Source organism: Streptomyces sp. SGAir0957 (assembly GCF_043523415.1).
Genome location: NZ_CP027293.1, coordinates 149,598 through 167,473, shown reverse-complemented (window position 1 = coordinate 167,473; position 17,876 = coordinate 149,598). Strand labels below are relative to the sequence as shown.

Here is a 17,876-nt window from a genome sequence, read left to right as displayed (position 1 = left end):
CCGGCCCGGCGGACAGCACACCCTGCGAGACGAGGATGGCCGTGGGCGACCCCCTGTACACCGTCACCACCATGCCGACACAGCGCCCGCCCGAGCGGCCGTTCGACCCGCCGGCCGAAATGCTCGAGGCCCGCCGCCACGGCCCCATCAGCCGTTACGTCTTCCCCGGCGGCGTGGACGGATGGCTGATCACCGGATACGACCTCGTCAGGTCGGTCCTGGCCGACCCGCGGTTCAGCTCCCGGTGGGAGCTCCTGCGCCATCCGACCGTGGACCACGGGGGCGTCGAGCTGGACCCGGCGCCCCCGGGCGAGTTCCTCTTCATGGACGAGCCCCGCCACGGCCGCTACCGCAAGCCGCTCATGGGCAAGTTCACCGTGCGGCGCATGAGGCTGCTCACCGAACGCATCGAAGAGATCACCGCCGAACACCTCGACGCGATGGAGCTGGCCGGGCCCCCCACCGACCTGGTGACCGCCTACGCCAAACCCCTCCCCGCCGTCACCATCTGCGAGCTGCTGGGCGTCCCGCACGACGAACGCCCCTCCTTCCAGAAACAGGTCGACGCCTTCCGGGACCTGGAGTCCGACCGCGACGACCTGATAGCGGCCTACTACGCGACCCGCACCCACCTCGCCGCCCTCGTGGCCGCCAAACGCGCCCGCCCCACCGACGACGTGCTCAGCGAACTCACCGACAGCGACCTCACGGACGAGGAGCTGGTCGGTATGTCCCTCTTCCTGCTCGCCGCCGGACTCGACACCACGATGCACATGATCGGTCTCGGCACCTACGCGCTGCTGCGCCACCCCGACCAGCTCGCCGCGCTGCGCGCGGATCCCGCCCTCGCCGACCGGGCCGTGGAGGAACTGCTGCGCTACCTGAGCGTCGGCAAGACCTTCATGCGCACGGCCCTTGAGGACGTGGAGGTCGGCGGGCACACCATCACGGCCGGGACCACGGTGATCCTGTCCTACAACACGGCCAACCGTGACCCCGCGCGTTTCACCGACCCCCACCGGCTCGACCTGCACCGCCAGGAGGGCGCGCACATCGCCTTCGGCCACGGCGCCCACCAGTGCCTGGGCCAGCAACTCGCCCGCGTCCAGATGCGGGTGGCGTTCCCCGCCCTGGTCAACCGCTTCCCCACACTGCGCCTCGCCGTACCGGCCGAGGAGATCGCCCTGCGCCCCGAGGCGGAGATCGCTGACGTCTACGGCGTGAAGAGTCTCCCCGTGACCTGGGACGCGTAACTGTGGCGAACATGGATGCCGTTCAACGGCCGCCACGGCAGATTGTGACCGAATCCGCTGCCTCTTCGTGCCTCTGTGAGGAATGCCGCCATGGGTGATCAGACGCTGACTCGAGCACCGCGCAGGTACAAGTCGCCGCAACAGGACAGTGCCCGCTGGGACGACTTCCCGCTGCGCGAGGGCGACATCGTCGTGAGCAGCCCCGCGAAGGCCGGCACGACGTGGGTGCAGATGATCTGCGCGCTGCTCATCTTCCAGACCCCCGAGCTGCCCAAGCCGCTGTCGACCCTGTCGCCGTGGCTGGACCAGCTCTTCACGCCGCAGGACCAGATGTTCGCGCAGCTCGCCGAGCAGGAGCACCGGCGCGTCATCAAGACGCATGTCCCGCTCGACGGATTGCCCCTCGACCCGCGCGTCAGCTACCTCGTCGTCGCGCGGCACCCCCTCGACCGGGCCCTGTCCATGTACCACCAGGCCGCCAACGTGCGCGCCGAGTGGCTGCACGCGTTCAACAGCGACCAGGACTCGACGGAGTACTCCGGTCCCAGCTCCCTCACGCTCCCGCCGGCCCGCGAGTACCTGCTGAACTGGTGCCGTGCCGGTGAGTCCGACGCCTGGGAGCAGGACGTCGCCGCCGCCGAACTCCACCACCCGCTCGACGCCTGGCACCGGCGTGCCGAGCCGAACGTCCGGCTGCTGCACTACGAGGACCTCCGCGCCGACCTGGCGGGGCAGATGGCGGCGCTGGCCGACTGGCTGGGCATCACCGTGGACGCCGACGTCTGGCCCGGCCTGGTGCGGGCGGCGACCTTCGAGGAGATGAAGGGCCGTGCGGCGCAGCTGGCGCCGGACAAGGAGATCCTCGCGGACCCCGTGGAGTTCTTCCGCTCAGGACGCTCGGGCGACGCCCGCTCCGTGCTGACCGACGCCGATCTCGACGCCTACCACGAGCGGGTCGGTGCCCTCGCCCCGAAGCCTTTCCTGGACTGGTTGCACGGCGGCACGGCGGGCGCCCGCCCTTGACCGCCGCACGGCCGCCCGCCGGCGCGGCGCCCCGCCGACCGTCCCACGATCCGAAGGAGAACCCGCTGTGACCCCGTCCGCGCCAGCGCAGACCGCCGCCGCCCCCGTGCCGTCCGACGCCTTCGACATCCGCCGTGTCTCCGGCGCCCTCGGGGCGGAGGTCCGCGGCATCGACCTCAACGACCTCACCGACGCGCAGTTCGAGCGGGTCCACGAGCTGATGCTCGAACACCTCGTCCTGTTCTTCCCGGACCAGGAGAGGCTCACCCCCGAGGGGCACATCGCGTTCGGCCGGCGCTTTGGCGAGGTGGAGGTCCACCCCTTCCTGCCCAAGCTGGAGGGCCACCCCGAGATCACGGTCATCCAACCGGACAAGGGCGGCAAGGCCGACGAGTGGCACATCGACGTCAGCTTCAGCCCCAGCCCGCCGATCGCGTCGATCCTGCACCTGATCGACACCCCCTCCGCGGGCGGCGACACCATGTGGAGCAACCAGTACCGGGCGTACGAGACGCTCTCCGAGCCGTTCAAGGAGATGCTCGAAGGGCTCACCGCCGTCCACGTCCTGAAGATCCCGCCGGTCGTGGAGATGTCCGCCGAGCACCCCGTCGTCCGCGTCCACCCGGTGACCGGGCGCAAGTCGCTCTACGTCACCCGGATGTGGACCTCGCACATCCCGCAGCTCACCCGGCAGGAGAGCGACGCCGTCCTCCAGCACCTGTTCGAGCACTCCGAGCAGCCCGCCTTCACCCTCAGGTACCGCTGGGACCCGCACACCGTGGCCCTGTGGGACAACCGCGTCACCCAGCACATCGCCATCAACGACTACCAGGAGCACCGCCGCGGTCAGCGCGTCACGGTCAACGGCGACCTGCCGTCGAGCAATACCCCGCCCCGGCCCGAGTACCGGCGCAACGGGGACGAGCGGTACTACCCGCGCCGCATCAACGCCAAGGTCGGCTACTGAGTCGGCCTACCCCGCACCCCACGGAGGAAGACGTGCGCGGAACCCAGCAGCGGGCCGCCCCGGTACCCCGTCCCGCCCCGGCGGATGGTCCCGCCCCGGCGGACGGTCCCGCGCGGGAGCGAGCGGCCGCCGGCGCGCCGGGGCTCGTCGGTGTCGGCACCGCCGTACCGCCGCTCTCGTACACCCAGCGAGAGGTCCTCGACCTCTTCGGCATCACCGACCGCCGCATCCGCTCCGTCTTCCTCGGCGGCAACATCGAGCGCCGCAATCTCACCCTGCCCCCGCTCGGCCCCGACGGGACACCCGTCGGGGAGTCCCAGGGCGATCTGCTGCGCAAGCACACCGAGACCGGGCTGCGGATGGGCCGGGAGGCCGTCGAACGCTGTCTGGCGGACGCCGGAGCGGACCTCGGCGACCTCCGCTACCTGTGCTGCGTCACCTCCACAGGACTGCTCACGCCCGGACTGTCCGCGCTCCTCATCAGGGACCTCGGCATTGACCCGTCCTGTCAGCGCCTCGACGTCGTGGGCATGGGCTGCAACGCCGGGCTCAACGCGCTCAACGCCGTCGCGGGCTGGGCCGGCGGCCACCCCGGCGAACTCGCCCTGATGGTCTGTGTCGAGGCCTGCTCCGCGGCCTACGTCTTCGACGGCACCATGCGCTCCTCGGTGGTCAACAGCCTCTTCGGGGACGGCGCGGCGGCCGTCGCCGTCCGCGCCCCGGAGCGACCGGGCGACGAGGCACCGCCGCCCGGACCCGAACTGCTCAGGTTCACCAGCCACATCATCCCGGAGGCCGTCTCCGCGATGCGCTACGACTGGGACGACGACCACGGCAAGTTCAGCTTCTACCTCGACGCCGACGTGCCCTATGTCGTCGGCGCCCACGCCGAGACCGCGGTCTCCCGCCTCCTGGACGGCACCGGCCTGGGCATCGAGGACATCGACCACTGGGTGGTGCACTCCGGCGGCAAGAAGGTGATCGACGCGATCCGGGTGAACCTCGGCCTGTCCCGGCACGACGTGCGGCACACCACCGGGGTGCTGCGCGACCAGGGCAACGTCTCCAGCGGATCGTTCCTGTTCTCCTACGAGCGGCTGCGCGACGAGAAGGCCGCTCTGCCGGGCGACCTCGGGGTCCTGATGACGATGGGGCCGGGCTCGACCATCGAGACGGCGCTGGTGCGCTGGTGAGGAAAGGAGCTGGTACGAGCATGAGGACCGGACCCGACCGGACGGAACTCCCCGAGGACCTGGGCATCCTGGTCGAACTGGACGGCGGCAGCCCGCTGCCCGAACTGACCGCGGCCCTCGACGCGGTCTGCGAACAGGCCGGGGAACGGCGTGCGCGGACGGTCGTGGTCCTGCGGTTCACCCCGGCACCCGACCGGACACGTGAGTGGCCGGGCGACGTCTCCATCCAGGAGGTCAAGCGCTGGGAGCGCGCCCTGCGCCGTCTGGAGCGGCTCGACCATGTGAACATCGCCGTCGTCGAGGGCACCTGCGGCGGCCCGGTCCTCGACCTGCTGCTGGCCGCGGACTACCGGATCGCCGGGCCCGACCTGCGCCTGATGCTGCCGGTCAACGGCGGCCACTTCTGGCCCGGCATGACCCTGTACCGGCTCGTGCAGCACATCGGGCTGGCCCGCGCCCGCCGCATCGTGCTGTGGGACTCGGCGATCGAACTCCGCGAGGCCACGGAGCTAGGCATCGTCGACCAGGTCAGCGAGGACCTCACCGAGGCCGTCCACACCGCGGCCGTGCTGCGCGGCCGGCTCTCCGACCGCGAGACCCACATCCGCCGGCGGCTCCTGGAGGAGGCCGCCTCCGCCGAGTACGACGACGCCCTCGGCGTCCACCTGGCCGCCTGCGACCGCGAGTTGCGACGCCTGGCCGACAGCGGCACGCAGCCCACGGAGGCGCCGAAGTGACCACCCGGCTCGACACCTCCCTCGTCGTCGGCGGCCGCTTCGACGACGACGCACACCACCTCGCCGAGGCGGCAGCGGCAGCCGAACGCGTCCTCGCGGCGCTGCCCCCGGTCCCGGCGAGGTCCCCGGACGAGCGGGCCCGCGCCGCGAGCGCGCACGCCGAAGTCCGCGCCGTTCGCCGGGACTTCCTCGCCCGGCACACCGACACCGTCTACGGCCTGCTCACCGACGGGCTGACCCGGCGTCCGCGCCTTCCGGAGCTCGTGGACGCCGCCGCCGACCTGGTGCCCGGCCTGGTGCCGACCCGCGCGCAGATGGCCGCCGAACGCCGCGTCGTACAGGCGGAGAAGGAAGGCCGCGAGATCGACCAGGGCCGGTTCTGCGGCGCCGTGCTGCGCTCGCCCGAGGCCGGCCGGCATCTCGTGGAGACGATGCTCGGACCCACCCCGCGCGCCCTGGAACTCCTGGACGGCTTCCGCGCCGACGGCCGCGTGGAACTGGACGCCGTGCACGTCGAACGCCGGGGCGCCGCCGCCCACGTCGAGTTCCGCAACCCGGAGCGGCTCAACGCCGAGAACGCCCGGCTCGTCGCCGACCTCGACACCGCCGTCGACCTCGTCCTGCTCGACGACTCGGTCCGCGTCGGCGTCCTGCGCGGCGGCACCACCGACCATCCCGCGTACCGGGGGCGGCGCGTCTTCAGCGCCGGGATCGACCTCACCGACCTGCGGAACGGCCGGATCCCGCTGGTCGACTTCCTCCTCGGCCGCGAACTCGGCTACGTCGGCAAGCTGCTCCACGGCCTGCTGACCGACCCGGCCCCCGGCGCCGGCACCGAGCGGTTCGTCACCAAACCGTGGATCGGGGCCGTCGACACCTTCGCCATCGGCGGCGGCATGCAACTCCTGCTCACCCTCGACCACGTCGTCGCCGAGGAGGGCGCCTTCGTCAGCCTGCCCGCCGCGGAGGAGGGCATCGTGCCCGGCGCGGGCAACCTCCGCCTCACCCGGCAGACGGGCGCCCGCCTCGCCCGCCAGGTGGTGCTCGGCGGACGCAGGATCGCCACCACCGACCCCGAAGCCTCCCTGGTCTACGACGAGGTCGTGCCCGCCGCTCACATGGACGAGGCGGTCGAACGCGCCGCGGCGGCCCTCTCTGCCCCGGCCGTCGCCGCCAACCGGCACATGCTCGCCCTCGCCGAGGAACCCCTGGACCACTTCCGCGCGTACATCGCCGAGTTCGCCTTCGCCCAGGCGGACCGCGCCTACGCCCCGGACGTCCTCGACAAGGTCGAACGCCGCTGGCAGGAGCGCGAGCGGCGGCGCGCGGCACGGGGGAGCCGGACATGACCGCCGCCCCCGACCTGCACGCCGCCGACCTGCACGGCTCTCTTCAGGACCCGGTGCTCGGCGCCATCGGCTTCCTGAACGAGGTGATGGCCCGTCACCCCGACGCGATCTCCTTCGCGCCCGGCGCCCCGCACCCCGACTTCGTCCAGGGGCTCGACCCGCGCGACCTGACGGACCGCTTCCTCACCCACCTGCGCACCGAACGCGGCCTCGACGCGTCCCGCGCCGAACGCGCGCTCTACGAGTACGGCCCCGCCCAGGGGCTCATCAACGACCTCGTGGCCGAGGCCCTCCGCACCGACCAGGGCATCGACGTGGCACCCGACGACGTCGTGATCACCGTCGGTGCCCAGGAGGCCATGTTCCTCACCCTGCGGGCCCTGTACCGGAACAGCGACGACGTGCTCGCCGTGGCCGATCCGTGCTTCCCCGGCATCGTCGGCGCCGCACGGCTCCTCGACATCCCCGTGACCGACGTCCGTGAAGGCGCCGCGGGACTCGACGTGGACCACCTCGCCGCTCGCTGCCGCCAGGCCCGGGCCGAGGGCCGCCGCGTCCGCGCCTGCTACGTCGCCCCGGACTTCTCCAACCCCGGCGGGGCCCGGATGCCCCTCGACGCCCGGCGGGCCCTGCTCGACCTGGCGGACCGCGAGGACCTGCTGCTCGTCGAGGACAACGCCTACGCCTTCACCGCCGCCGAGGACGACGCCCTGCCCGGACTCAAGGCGCTCGACGCCCGGCGCCGCGTCGTCCACCTCGGCACCTTCGCCAAGGTCGGGTTCCCCGGGGCCCGCGTCGGCTACGCCGTCGCCGACCAGCGGGTCGGCCGGGCCGGCGGCGACCGGTCACTCGCCCAAGGACTCGCCGGCGGCGACCGGTCACTCGCCCAGGAACTCGCCGACCTCAAGACGATGGTCACCGTCAACACCTCACCGCTGTCCCAGGCCGTCGTCGGCGGCCTCCTGCTGGAACACGGCCGCTCCCTGCGGGCCCTGGCCCGGCGCAAGGCCGAGCGCTACCGCTCCAACCTCGCCCACTTGACCGACGCCCTGGAGCGGCACCTGCCCCCCGGCACGCTCCCGGGGGTCTCCTGGCACCGCCCGGCCGGCGGCTTCTTCGCCCGCGTCGACCTGCCCGTCCCCGCCGACCACGCCTTGTTGGAGGTGTCGGCGGACCGGTACGGCGTGCTGTGGACACCGATGCGGCAGTTTTCCCTCACCGACCGCGGCGACCGGCAGATCCGGCTGTCGTGCAGCTACCTGGAGCCCGACCGGATCGAGACCGGCGTGCGGCGCCTCGCCGCCTTCCTCACGAAGGAGGCCGCGGGATGACGAGCGGTCACCGCACGCAGGCACGCACCCCCCGACGCCCCACGAAAGGCCCCCGCCGATGCGTCTGAACAGCTACGACGACTTCACCCCGCTGAAGGAGGTCGTCCTCGGCTCGGTGGACGGCTACCTCGACCGGGTGCGCGACATGTCGTTCGACATGTTCATCAGCGACAACCTCTCCGGAGCGCGCGGCTACTACCCCTCCCTCTCGACCTGGCGCGACAGCGAGGAACGCCGCGACCGCAACACCCCGCACCGCCTCGAACAGAAGGAGCGCTTCCTCGGCGAACTCGTCGAGGACGTCGAAGGCCTCGCCGCCCAGCTCGCCGCGCTCGGCGTCACCGTGCACCGGCCCCTGCCGCCCGCGCCGGAGGCGACCCGCGTCGCCACCCCCGCCTTCGAGGCCACCGTCACCCCGCCGCTCAACCTGCGCGACAACACCCTGATCATGGGCGACGAGATCATCGAGACGCCGCCCATGCTGCACGACCGCTACTTCGAGACCCAGTTCCTCAAACCGGTCTTCCTGGAGTACTTCCGCACCGGCGCCCGCTGGACGACCATGCCGCGCCCGATGATGACCGACCACTCCTTCGACCCCGCCAACGTCGCCCACGCCGCCCCGAACATCGAGGTCCCGCTCGACCCGCAGGCGTCGCCCTACGACGTGGGCCTGGAGCCGATGATCGACGGGGCCAACTGCCTGCGCCTCGGCCGCGACCTGATCGTCAACGTCTCCAACGCCAACCACGCCCTCGCCTTCGACTGGCTGCGGCGCCACCTCGACGGACGGTTCCGCGTCCACCGCATGGACCGGCTCACCCAGAGCCACATCGACTCCGTCGTGGTTCCGCTGCGCCCCGGCACCCTGCTGCTGCGCGACCCGGGCGTCGTGGACTTCCTGCCCGAGGCTTTGCGCGGGTGGGACGTCGTGGTCCCGCCACCGCCCGGCGTCGACGACTACCCGCAGTACGAGAACGACGACCCGATCCCCGCCAGCCCCTACATCGACCTGAACGTGCTCTCCATCGACGAGGACACCGTCATGGTCAACGACGCCTGCAAGACCCTCATGGCCACGCTGGAGAAGCACGGGTTCACCGTCGTCCCCGTCCGGCACCGGCACCGGCGCCTGTTCGGCGGCGGCTTCCACTGCTTCACCCTCGACACGGTGCGCGCCGGCGGCGCCGAGGACTACCTGGCCTGAGCGTCCCGCCCGCCCGCACGCCGACCCATCGACCAGCAGGAGCGTCCCGATGCAGGAAACAGCACCCGACCCCCTCGCCGGGCAGCGGCCGGCGACCGCCCGGCCGCAGGACGCCGCGGCGGCCCTCGCGCAGGCGTGCGGGGCGGACGCGGCCTCCGTACGGCTCGCCGTCCGGCTGAAGGTGGCCTCGGTGCTGTTGGGCATGGCCTCCCCGGCCCCCGACGCCTCCTGGCGCGACCTGGTGCGCCACGTGCGCACCGACGACGGGCGCGCCGAGGCGGAGGAGGCCTGGACGAACGCGTCGGCCGCGGTCGGCGTGAGCGCGGAACGGCTCGGCCGGTACGAACGGCGCGCCCTGGATCTGATGGGGGAGGACCCCGACCTGCCGCACACCCGGCACGGGCTCCTCTCGCCCGAGGAGAGCGAGGCCGTCATCGCACGCGGGGCCGGACCCCTGCGGCCGCTGCCCGGCCGCCGCTTCCACGAACTCTTCGAGGAGCGGGTCCGGCTCCACCCGGACGCCGTGGCCGTCGTCCACGGGAGCACCACCCGCACCTACCGCGAGCTCAACGACGAGGCCAACCGGATCGCCCACACCCTGCTGCGGGAGGGCCTGGCCCCCGAGGACGTGGTGGCCGTCGTCACCGAGCGGCACGCGCACTGGCCGGCCGCGGTGCTCGCCGTGTTCAAGGCGGGCGGCTGCTATCTGCCGCTGGAGCCGGAGTTCCCGGCCTCGCGCATCGCGAGGACCCTCACCCGCAGCGAGTGCCGCTGGGTGCTCGCCGACCCCGGCGTACCCTCCCTCGACGAGGCCCTGAGCGGCCGCGACACGGTCCGCCGGATGGACGTCGGGGACCTCGCCCGCGGGGACGGGCCCACGCAGGACCCCGGGGTCGCCGTCGCCGGGGACCAACTGGCGTACGTGTACTTCACCTCGGGGTCCACGGGCGAGCCCAAGGGCGCCATGTGCGAGCACGACGGGTTCCTCAACCACCTCTACGCCAAGATCGAGGATCTCGGTGTCCAGGAGGGCGACGCCGTCGGGCAGACCGCCCCGCAGTGCTTCGACATCTCCCTGTGGCAGCTGGTCTCCCCGTTCCTCGTCGGCGGCCGGGTGCTGCTGGTGGAGCAGGAGGCCGTCCTCGACGTGGCCAGGTTCGTGGACCTGGTCAACCGGCACCGCGTCCAGGTCCTCCAGCTCGTGCCCACCTACCTCGAACTCGTCCTCGCCGAGGCCGCCCGGGGCCGCGCCGCCCTGCCGCACGTGCGCGTCATGGCCGTGACGGGCGAGGCGCTCAAGAAGGAGCTGGTCCGCCGCTGGTTCGAGCAGTTCCCCGGCGTACCGCTCGTCAACTGCTACGGCCTCACCGAGGTCAGCGACGACTCCCACCACGGTGTCATGCGCGCGGTGCCGGACCACCGCTCGGTGCCGCTCGGCGACACCATCCGCAACTGCCGCGTCTACGTCATGGACGAACAGCTCCACCTCGTTCCGGACGGCGCACCGGGCGAGATCGTCATCGCCGGTGTGTGCGTCGGCCGCGGCTACGTCAACGATCCCGACCGCACCGCCGCCGTCTACCGTCAGGACCCCCTGCGGCCAGGCGAACGCCTCTACCGGTCGGGCGACTTCGGCCGCCGCCTCCCCTCCGGTGAACTGGAGTACCTGGGCCGGCGCGACGCCCAGGTGAAGATCAGCGGCTTCCGTATCGAGATCGGCGAGATCGAGGACCGGCTGCTCCAGGTCCCCGGCGTCCGCGACGGTGCCGTGGTGGTGGCCGGTACCGGCGACGACCCGCAGCTCGTCGCCTATTACACGGGTGAGGACGCCCCCGACGGCGAGGAGACCGCGCGCGCCCTGGGCACCGCCCTGCCGTACTACATGGTTCCGCACCGGCTGCACCGTGTCCGCGAACTCCCTTTGTCCGGCAACGGGAAGATCGACAAAAAGGTCCTCACCGCACGCGCCGACGACAGCGCCCGCCCTCAGGAGAGCGCCGATTCCGGCGCTCCGCGCCTCGACACCGCCACCGAGCGCCGCGTCGCGGCCGTCTGGGCACAGGTGCTGCGGGTGCCGGAGCGGCGCATCGGACGCGACAGCCGCTTCACCGACCTCGGCGGCACCTCCCTGTCCGCGATCCGGCTGGCCATCGCGCTCGACCGTCAGGTCACCGTCGCCGAGCTCCGCGACACCCCGACGGTCGCCGATGTCGCCGCCCTGCTGGACAGCAAGTCCGCACCGGCCCCGGAGATCGCCCCGAGGGCCGCCCCGGCAGATCCGGTCCTGAGCCCGCACCCGCCCGCCGACGGCCCGGCCCCGCTCCAGGTCCTCGACGTCCGCGCGGCCGATCCCGATCCTGTCGCCCGCGCCACCGCGCACCGCGCCGAGGCGCTGGCCGCCCTCGCCGACGCGGGCGCCGTCATGCTCCGCGGCGTCGGCGCCCGCACCCCCGCCGACGTCGCACGCGTCGCGACCGCGCTCGGCATCGAACCCATGACGGAACGGGAGGGCTTCGCACCCCGCACCACGCTCGCCCCCGGTGTGTACTCCGGCAGCCACTGGCCCGCCGAGGACCCGATGTGCATGCACCACGAGCTGAGCCACGCCGCGACCGTCCCCGGCACCCTGCTCTTCGCGTGCCTCACCGCCCCCGACAGCGGCGGGCGCACCAATGTCTCCGACTCCCAGCAGGTCCTCGCCGCGCTCCCGCCGGAGGTGACCGCCGCCTTCGCCGAGCACGGCTGGCTGCTGCGCCGTGCCTACCACGACGTCGGGCTCTCCTGGCACGAGGCGTTCGGCAGCACGGAGCGCGCGGCGGTCGACGCGTACTGCGCCGAGGCGGCCGTCGAACCCACCTGGAGCGCCGACGGCCACCTGTACACGCGTCAGCGCCGCGCCGCGGTGGTGCCCCACCCGCGCACCGGGGCGCCCTGCTGGTTCAACCAGATCGCCTTCCTCAACGGCCTCACCCTGGAACCGGCGATCCGGCAGTACCTCACCGACGTGTACGGGCCCGGCGGCCTGCCCTTCGACACGGCGGCCGGTGACGGCGCCCCCGTCACCGCCGACATGGTCGAGAAGATCGACGCCGTCTACGACCGGTTCACCGTGGGGGAGCCCTGGCAGGAAGGCGACGTCCTCCTCGTCGACAACATCCGCACCGCCCACGCCCGCGAACGCTACGAGGGCGACCGGGAGATCGCCGTCGTCCTCGGCGACCCGGTACGGCTGCCCGGCCACGTCCTGCCGCTGGACGACGGCGGACCGTCGTGACGCGTCCGGGACCCGCCGTGCACGACGGCGGACCCGTGCCCGGTGACACCGCCGGGCCGGTCACCGTACCGGCGACGTACGCCCAGGAACGCGCCTGGCTGGCCTCCCGCCTTGCCCACGACCCGCCCACCTACTGCGCCGTCGAAGAGTTCCCCCTGCACGCGGCCGTCTCCGCGGACGACCTCGTGCACGCCCTGCACGTCCTCATGGACCGCCACGAACCCCTGCGCACCGTCCTGCGCACCGTGGACGGACGGCTCCGCCAGGAGGTGCACCCGAGCCCCGAGCCGTGGATCGAACGGATCGACCTGAGCGCTCACGAACCCGCCGCACAGGCGGAGGAACGGCGTTCCCTGCGCGCCCGCCTCGCCCGCACCCCGTTCGATCCGCGGCGGGCGCCCCAGTGGCGCGCGGCCGTCCTGGAGCTGGGGGAGGGGTCCTGGTCGGTCGTTCTCGCGGCCCACCACACGGTGTACGACACCGCCTCCGGGTTCAACGTGCACGCCGAACTCACCGAACTCTGCGCCGCCGCCGAGGAAGGACGCCCGGCCCGCCTGCCCCAACTGCCCTTCGGCTACGCCGCATACGCGCGGCGCGAACGCGAGCGGGCCGCCTCCGGCGGCGGCGAAGCGGCCGCCGCCCACTGGCGGGCCCGGCTGCACGGGCTGCCCCCCGTGCACACCGTGCCGCTGGACCGTCCGCGACCGCCCGCCCGCACCTTCCGCGGGGCCGAGGTGCGCACCGCCCTGCCGGTCGCTGTCACCGCGGCACTGACCGGCGCCGCCCGGCGCCACGGCACCCGCCCCGTCCTGCTGTTCCTCGCCGCGTGGACCGCCCTGCTCCACCACCACTCCGGCGCCGACGACCTCGCCGTCGGCCTGCCCGTCGCCGGGCGCGACGACCCCGCGACCCGCGCCATGGTCGGCACCTTCGTCAACATGCGCGTCCTGCGGGCCGACCTCTCCGGCGACCCCGACGGCACCGAGGTCATCCGCCGCACCGCCGCCGCCGTCCGCGCGGGCGAACGGTTCGACATCCCCTTCCAGAGCCTCGTCGCACTCCTCGGGGCGCCCCGGCTGCCCGGCGTACCGCCCCTCTACCAGCTCGCCTTCAACCACACCCCGGCCGACGGTCTCGGCCCGCCCATCGTCTCCTGCGAGGAGGATCTCCTCCTCGACGTCGCCGGTACCGGCGTCCGGCTCGTCTACGACGCCGCCCTCTTCGACCGCTCCACCGCCGACACCCTGCTCGCCGACTACGTGCGGCTGCTCGCCACCCTCCTCGACGCACCCGGCACCCGCCTCTCCGCGCTGCTCCCCGCCGCCCCCCTGCGCGCCCACCTCCCCGCCACCGCCCCGCCTTCCGCACGGACCGCGCCGCGCGACGCGACCGAGGAACGGGTGGCGGCCGCCTGGCGGGCCGTCCTCGGCACCGATGCCGTCGACGTCCACGAGGACTTCTTCGCCGCGGGCGGCCACTCGCTCCAGGCCCTGCGCCTGCTCGCCCGCCTCGCCCCGGGGCGGGAGGACGGCCCCACGCTGCGGACGTTCTTCGCCGACCCGACGGTGGCCGGACTCGCCACCGCCCTGAAAAGCACTCTTGCGCTGTGAACAGCATTCCCGACGGGAGGACGGTATGGCGGTGACCGGCCGGATCGACGGCACACCGAGCGACGTGTGGCACGAGGAGGTGCTCGCTCCGCAATTCGCCTACGAGGCCGAACACCTGCTGACCCACTACGTGGCCATCGAAAGGGCCCTCCTGCGCGAGTACGTGCGGATGGGTCTTGCCGACCCCGCGGGCGCCGCGGCCCTCGACGCCCGCCTCGGCTCGCTCGACGTCGACGCGATACGCGCCGATCCGCAGCGGAACATGTCCGACATCTCTTTCGCGCTCGAACACCACGTGCAGTCCGGCCCCACGCCGCCCTTCGCCGCCTGGCACGTCGACCGCAGCCGCAACGACGCCCAGGTGTGCGCCCAACTCATGGCCGCACGCACCCACTTCACCGCCGTCGCGGCAGACCTGACCGATCTCGGCCGGGCCGTCACCGCCCTCGCCGCCCGCCACACCGACACCCCCATGCCCGGCTACACCCATGGCCAGGCCGCGCAGATCATCACCCCCGGCTACCACCTCGCCGCCCTCGCCGCCGAGACCAACGCCGCCCTGCGGCGCATGCTGCACACCTACGACGAGACGGACGCCTGCCCGCTGGGTTCCGGCGCCATGGCGGGCCAGGAACTGCCCTGGGACCGGGCGCGGCTCGCCGCCGACCTCGGCTTCGCCCGCCCCCAGCCGCACGCGCTCGTCGGCGTCGCCTCCCGCTCTTGGACCACCGCCATGGCCGCCGACCTCGCCGGCTACGCCGCCGTCCTGAGCCGCTTCACCACCGACTTCATGACCTGGGGCGGCAGCGGCTTCGGCTTCCTCGACCTGCCCGACGACCTCGCGGGCATCTCCGCCGCCATGCCGCAGAAGCGCAACTTCCCCGTACTGGAACGCATCCGAGGACGCTGCGCCCATGTCGTCGGCCGGGCCGCCGACCTCGTCGCCGGACAGCGCAACACCCCGTACAGCAACACCGTCGAGGTGTCCAAGGAGACCGGCGCCCACCTCTACACCCAAGTACGGGCCATGCGCTCCCTGCTGCGTCTGACGCACGCCGTCGTCACCGGCATCACCTACCGCACCGACCGGATGCGCACCGCCTGCGCCGAGGACCACCTCGGCGGCTTCACCCTCGCCAACCGCCTCACCCTGGACTGCGGCATCCCGTGGCGCACCGCCCAGATCGTCGCCGGGCGCTACATCAAGCACGCCGTCGAGCGAGGCCTGGACGCCGCAGCTCCGGACGCGGACCTGCTGCGGGCCTGCGCCGCCGAATCCGGCTACGAGGCCGAGCCTGCCGCCGAACTGCTCGCCGAGTCCTTCGACATCGACGCCGGACTGCGCGCCAAGCACTCGGCGGGCTCCGCCCACCCCGATCAGGTCGCACGGCTCCTCAAGGACGAGGGGAGCGAACTCGACCGGCTGGACGCCGAATGGTCGCGCAGGACCGCACACAGGCAGGCTGCGGCCCGGCGCCTCGATGAGCCGGTCCCCTCGCGGGACCACGTATGACGGGGCTGCCGGCGGCCGCTCGCAGGGTCGCCGTGGACATCGCCGAGGGCACGGGCGCCGCCTACGGCACCTTCGGTGAGCTGCTCCAGGGTGTCCTGCCCGAAGGGACCGCCTTCCTCGTCACCCTTCCGATCAGCCTGGGCAGTCGCGCCCGGTTCCGCTACGACCCCCACGGCCCGCTGCACGTCTATCCCGCGCACAAGACCAAGTCGCTGACCCTGGCGAGAACCATGCTCGACGCCCACGGCGACGGCGGCGGGGGAACGCTCCTGCTCGACAGCGACCTGCTCGTCGGCAAGGGCCTCGCCAGTTCCTCCGCCGACCTCGTCGCCACGGCCCGCGGCGTCGGCGCCGTACTCGGCCTCGACACCTCACCGGCCGCCGTGGAGGACTGGCTGCGCCCTGTCGAACCCACCGACGGGGTCATGTATCCCGGCGTCGTCGTCTTCGAACACCGCGCCGTGCGGCTCCGCGCCGAGCTGGGCGCGCTGCCGCCCCTGACCGTCGTCGCCGTCGACGAGGGCGGGCACCTCGACACGGTCGCCCACAACCGGCGTCCCCGGCACGTTCCGTCCGGCCTGCGGCGCGAGTACGCGCGCCTCGTCGACGACCTCGCCGACGCCATTCGCGCCGGCGACCTGAGCGCCCTCGGCGCGGTCACGACACGCAGCGCTGTCCTCAACCAGCGCTGGCTGCCCAAGCGCAACCTCGACGCGATGACCGGCATCGCCCAGCGCGTCGGCGCCCTCGGAGTGGTGTGCACGCACAGCGGCACCATGCTCGGGCTCCTGCTCGACACCACCGCTGACGGGCACCAGGAGAGGCTCGAAGCGGCGCGCGCCGCCTGCTCGGCGCTCCCCGGGACCCTCTCCGTCTACCGCTCGGCCACGGCGGACCGGTAGACGGAGAGGACGGCGGGCTCACACCGCGGCGGACTCCTGGCTCTTCGCCCAGTGCATGCCGTCCTGCGCGACCGTGAGGCCGCCCTCGACGGCCGGGACGTCGTCGTCCGCCTCACCGAAGGCCGCCTGCATCTGAATGCGGTGCCCCTCCCAGTGGATGTCGCGGGACTGCCGGCTCAGGTCCTTCTTGCGCTGGTCACGGTAGGTATCGGAGGTCAGCGCCGTATCGTCCGACGCGCCGCCGCCGACCAGGCCGACGAACGCCCCGGCGCCGGGGGAGGAGTCGCGGGTGACGCGCCGGGCGTCGTCGAAGTACTGCTGCTCGTCCCGGGTCACGTCATAGAAGCTGACGAGGAAGTCGTGGAAGGTCTGGTACTCCCTGCGGTACCGGGTCGCGTACTCCGCGAAGCACTCCTCTTCCTCCAGGTCTCCCCGGAGCACACTGTTGATGGAGCGCGCGGCCAGCAGCGCACTGAACGTGGCCATGTGCACGCCGGAGGAGAACAGCGGGTCGATGAAGCCGACCGCGTCGCCCACCAGCGTCAGGCCCGGAGACCAGAAGTTGTCGCTGAGGTAGGAGTAGTCCTTGCGCACCCGCACCTCGCCGTAGGGGCCACTGGTCACCCGCTTCGCCTCCGACAGATAGTCCTCGACGAGAGGGCAGTCGGCGATCATCGCGGCCAGTGCCTTGTCGCGATCGCCCCGGATCCGGTCCGCGCACTCCTTGCGCACCACCGCGCCGACCGAGGTCAGGGTGTCGGACAGCGGGATGTACCAGAACCAGCCCGCGTCGAAGGCGACACAGGTGATGTTCCCGCTGTTCGGCGCGGCGGGCCGCTTGCCGCCCTCGAAGTAGCCGTAGAGCGCGATGTTCTGGAAGAAGTCCGAGTAGCGGCGCCGTCCGCCGACGCGCCCGTACAGGCGGCTCTGATTGCCGGAGGCGTCGACGACGAAGCGGGAGCGCACCTCTCGCGCGCTGCCGTTCTCGTCCTCGAAGCGCACCCCGGACACCCGGCCGTCCTCCTCCAGGACGTCACGGACCGAGCAGCGCTCACGGACCACGACGCCCTTGCGCCGGGCGTTGTCGAGGAGCAGCTGGTCGAACTTCATGCGCTCGACCTGGTAGGCGAACGAGGTGGGGCCCGCGAACTTCTCGGAGAGCGCGAAGTCGAAGCTCCACGGTTCGGTGTTGGAGCCCCAGCGGAACGTGCCGCCCCGCTTCTTGACGAACCCGGCGGCGTGCAGTTCCTCGTCCACGCCGAGGAGGGCACAGATCCCGTGCACCGTGGAGGGCAGCAGGGACTCGCCGATCTGGTGGCGGGGGAAGCTCTCCTTCTCCAGCAGCAGCACACGGTGGCCCTGCATGGCCACGAACGTCGCGGCCGACGACCCGGCGGGGCCGCCTCCGACGACGATGACGTCGAACGACTCCGCGGATGCCGCATCGCCGGGACTGGTCATGGTGACCCTTTCGACCGAGGGAGCCGGCCGACGGGAACGGCCGGCGGCGACCAGAC

General features: G+C 72.7%; 13 protein-coding genes. 12 read left to right on the top strand and 1 reads right to left on the bottom strand.

Going from position 1 to position 17,876, the window contains the following annotated elements:
• Nucleotides 1-35 precede the first annotated feature (35 nt).
• The 12 genes from C1N81_RS06460 to C1N81_RS06405 all read left to right on the top strand — a co-directional run bounded on the left by C1N81_RS06460 (nucleotide 36) and on the right by C1N81_RS06405 (nucleotide 16,359).
• The gene (locus C1N81_RS06460) at nucleotides 36-1,253 is read left to right on the top strand and encodes a cytochrome P450 (protein ID WP_394437768.1); all 1,218 of its coding nucleotides are present in this window, start codon (nucleotides 36-38) and stop codon (nucleotides 1,251-1,253) included.
• Between the two features lie 90 nt (nucleotides 1,254-1,343).
• The gene (locus C1N81_RS06455) at nucleotides 1,344-2,276 is read left to right on the top strand and encodes a sulfotransferase domain-containing protein (protein ID WP_394427653.1); all 933 of its coding nucleotides are present in this window, start codon (nucleotides 1,344-1,346) and stop codon (nucleotides 2,274-2,276) included.
• Nucleotides 2,277-2,343: 67 nt separating this feature from the next.
• The gene (locus C1N81_RS06450; RefSeq protein WP_394427652.1) at nucleotides 2,344-3,243 is read left to right on the top strand and encodes a TauD/TfdA dioxygenase family protein; all 900 of its coding nucleotides are present in this window, start codon (nucleotides 2,344-2,346) and stop codon (nucleotides 3,241-3,243) included.
• 32 nt (nucleotides 3,244-3,275) lie between these two features.
• Nucleotides 3,276-4,436 (top strand): 3,5-dihydroxyphenylacetyl-CoA synthase DpgA, encoded by a 1,161-nt coding sequence (dpgA, locus tag C1N81_RS06445; RefSeq protein WP_394427651.1) that lies wholly within the window; start codon nucleotides 3,276-3,278, stop codon nucleotides 4,434-4,436.
• Nucleotides 4,437-4,456: 20 nt separating this feature from the next.
• Nucleotides 4,457-5,173: an enoyl-CoA-hydratase DpgB gene (gene dpgB / locus C1N81_RS06440; protein WP_394427649.1), complete on the top strand. Its 717-nt coding sequence runs from the start codon at nucleotides 4,457-4,459 to the stop codon at nucleotides 5,171-5,173.
• A complete protein-coding gene (gene dpgC / locus C1N81_RS06435; RefSeq protein WP_394427648.1) occupies nucleotides 5,170-6,522 on the top strand; it encodes a (3,5-dihydroxyphenyl)acetyl-CoA 1,2-dioxygenase DpgC in 1,353 nt (450 codons plus the stop codon). Before dpgB ends, dpgC begins: the two co-directional genes overlap by 4 nt.
• On the top strand, nucleotides 6,519-7,853 hold the full coding sequence (locus C1N81_RS06430) for an aminotransferase-like domain-containing protein (RefSeq protein ID WP_394427647.1): 1,335 nt from the start codon (nucleotides 6,519-6,521) through the stop codon (nucleotides 7,851-7,853). Before dpgC ends, C1N81_RS06430 begins: the two co-directional genes overlap by 4 nt.
• A gap of 58 nt (nucleotides 7,854-7,911) precedes the next feature.
• The gene (locus tag C1N81_RS06425; protein ID WP_394427646.1) at nucleotides 7,912-9,060 is read left to right on the top strand and encodes a glycine amidinotransferase; all 1,149 of its coding nucleotides are present in this window, start codon (nucleotides 7,912-7,914) and stop codon (nucleotides 9,058-9,060) included.
• A gap of 49 nt (nucleotides 9,061-9,109) precedes the next feature.
• Nucleotides 9,110-12,334 (top strand): non-ribosomal peptide synthetase, encoded by a 3,225-nt coding sequence (locus C1N81_RS06420; protein ID WP_394427644.1) that lies wholly within the window; start codon nucleotides 9,110-9,112, stop codon nucleotides 12,332-12,334.
• Nucleotides 12,331-13,944, top strand: coding sequence for a condensation domain-containing protein (locus C1N81_RS06415; protein ID WP_394427643.1), 1,614 nt, complete (start codon nucleotides 12,331-12,333; stop codon nucleotides 13,942-13,944). The genes C1N81_RS06420 and C1N81_RS06415 overlap by 4 nt, the downstream gene beginning before the upstream one ends.
• A gap of 25 nt (nucleotides 13,945-13,969) precedes the next feature.
• Nucleotides 13,970-15,457: a lyase family protein gene (locus C1N81_RS06410; RefSeq protein ID WP_394427642.1), complete on the top strand. Its 1,488-nt coding sequence runs from the start codon at nucleotides 13,970-13,972 to the stop codon at nucleotides 15,455-15,457.
• Nucleotides 15,454-16,359: a GHMP family kinase ATP-binding protein gene (locus C1N81_RS06405; protein WP_394427640.1), complete on the top strand. Its 906-nt coding sequence runs from the start codon at nucleotides 15,454-15,456 to the stop codon at nucleotides 16,357-16,359. Before C1N81_RS06410 ends, C1N81_RS06405 begins: the two co-directional genes overlap by 4 nt.
• 18 nt (nucleotides 16,360-16,377) lie before the next feature.
• On the opposite strand, the gene C1N81_RS06400 is transcribed toward C1N81_RS06405, so the two are convergent.
• Nucleotides 16,378-17,820: a tryptophan 7-halogenase gene (locus C1N81_RS06400; RefSeq protein ID WP_394427639.1), complete on the bottom strand. Its 1,443-nt coding sequence runs from the start codon at nucleotides 17,818-17,820 to the stop codon at nucleotides 16,378-16,380.
• Nucleotides 17,821-17,876: the final 56 nt, after the last annotated feature.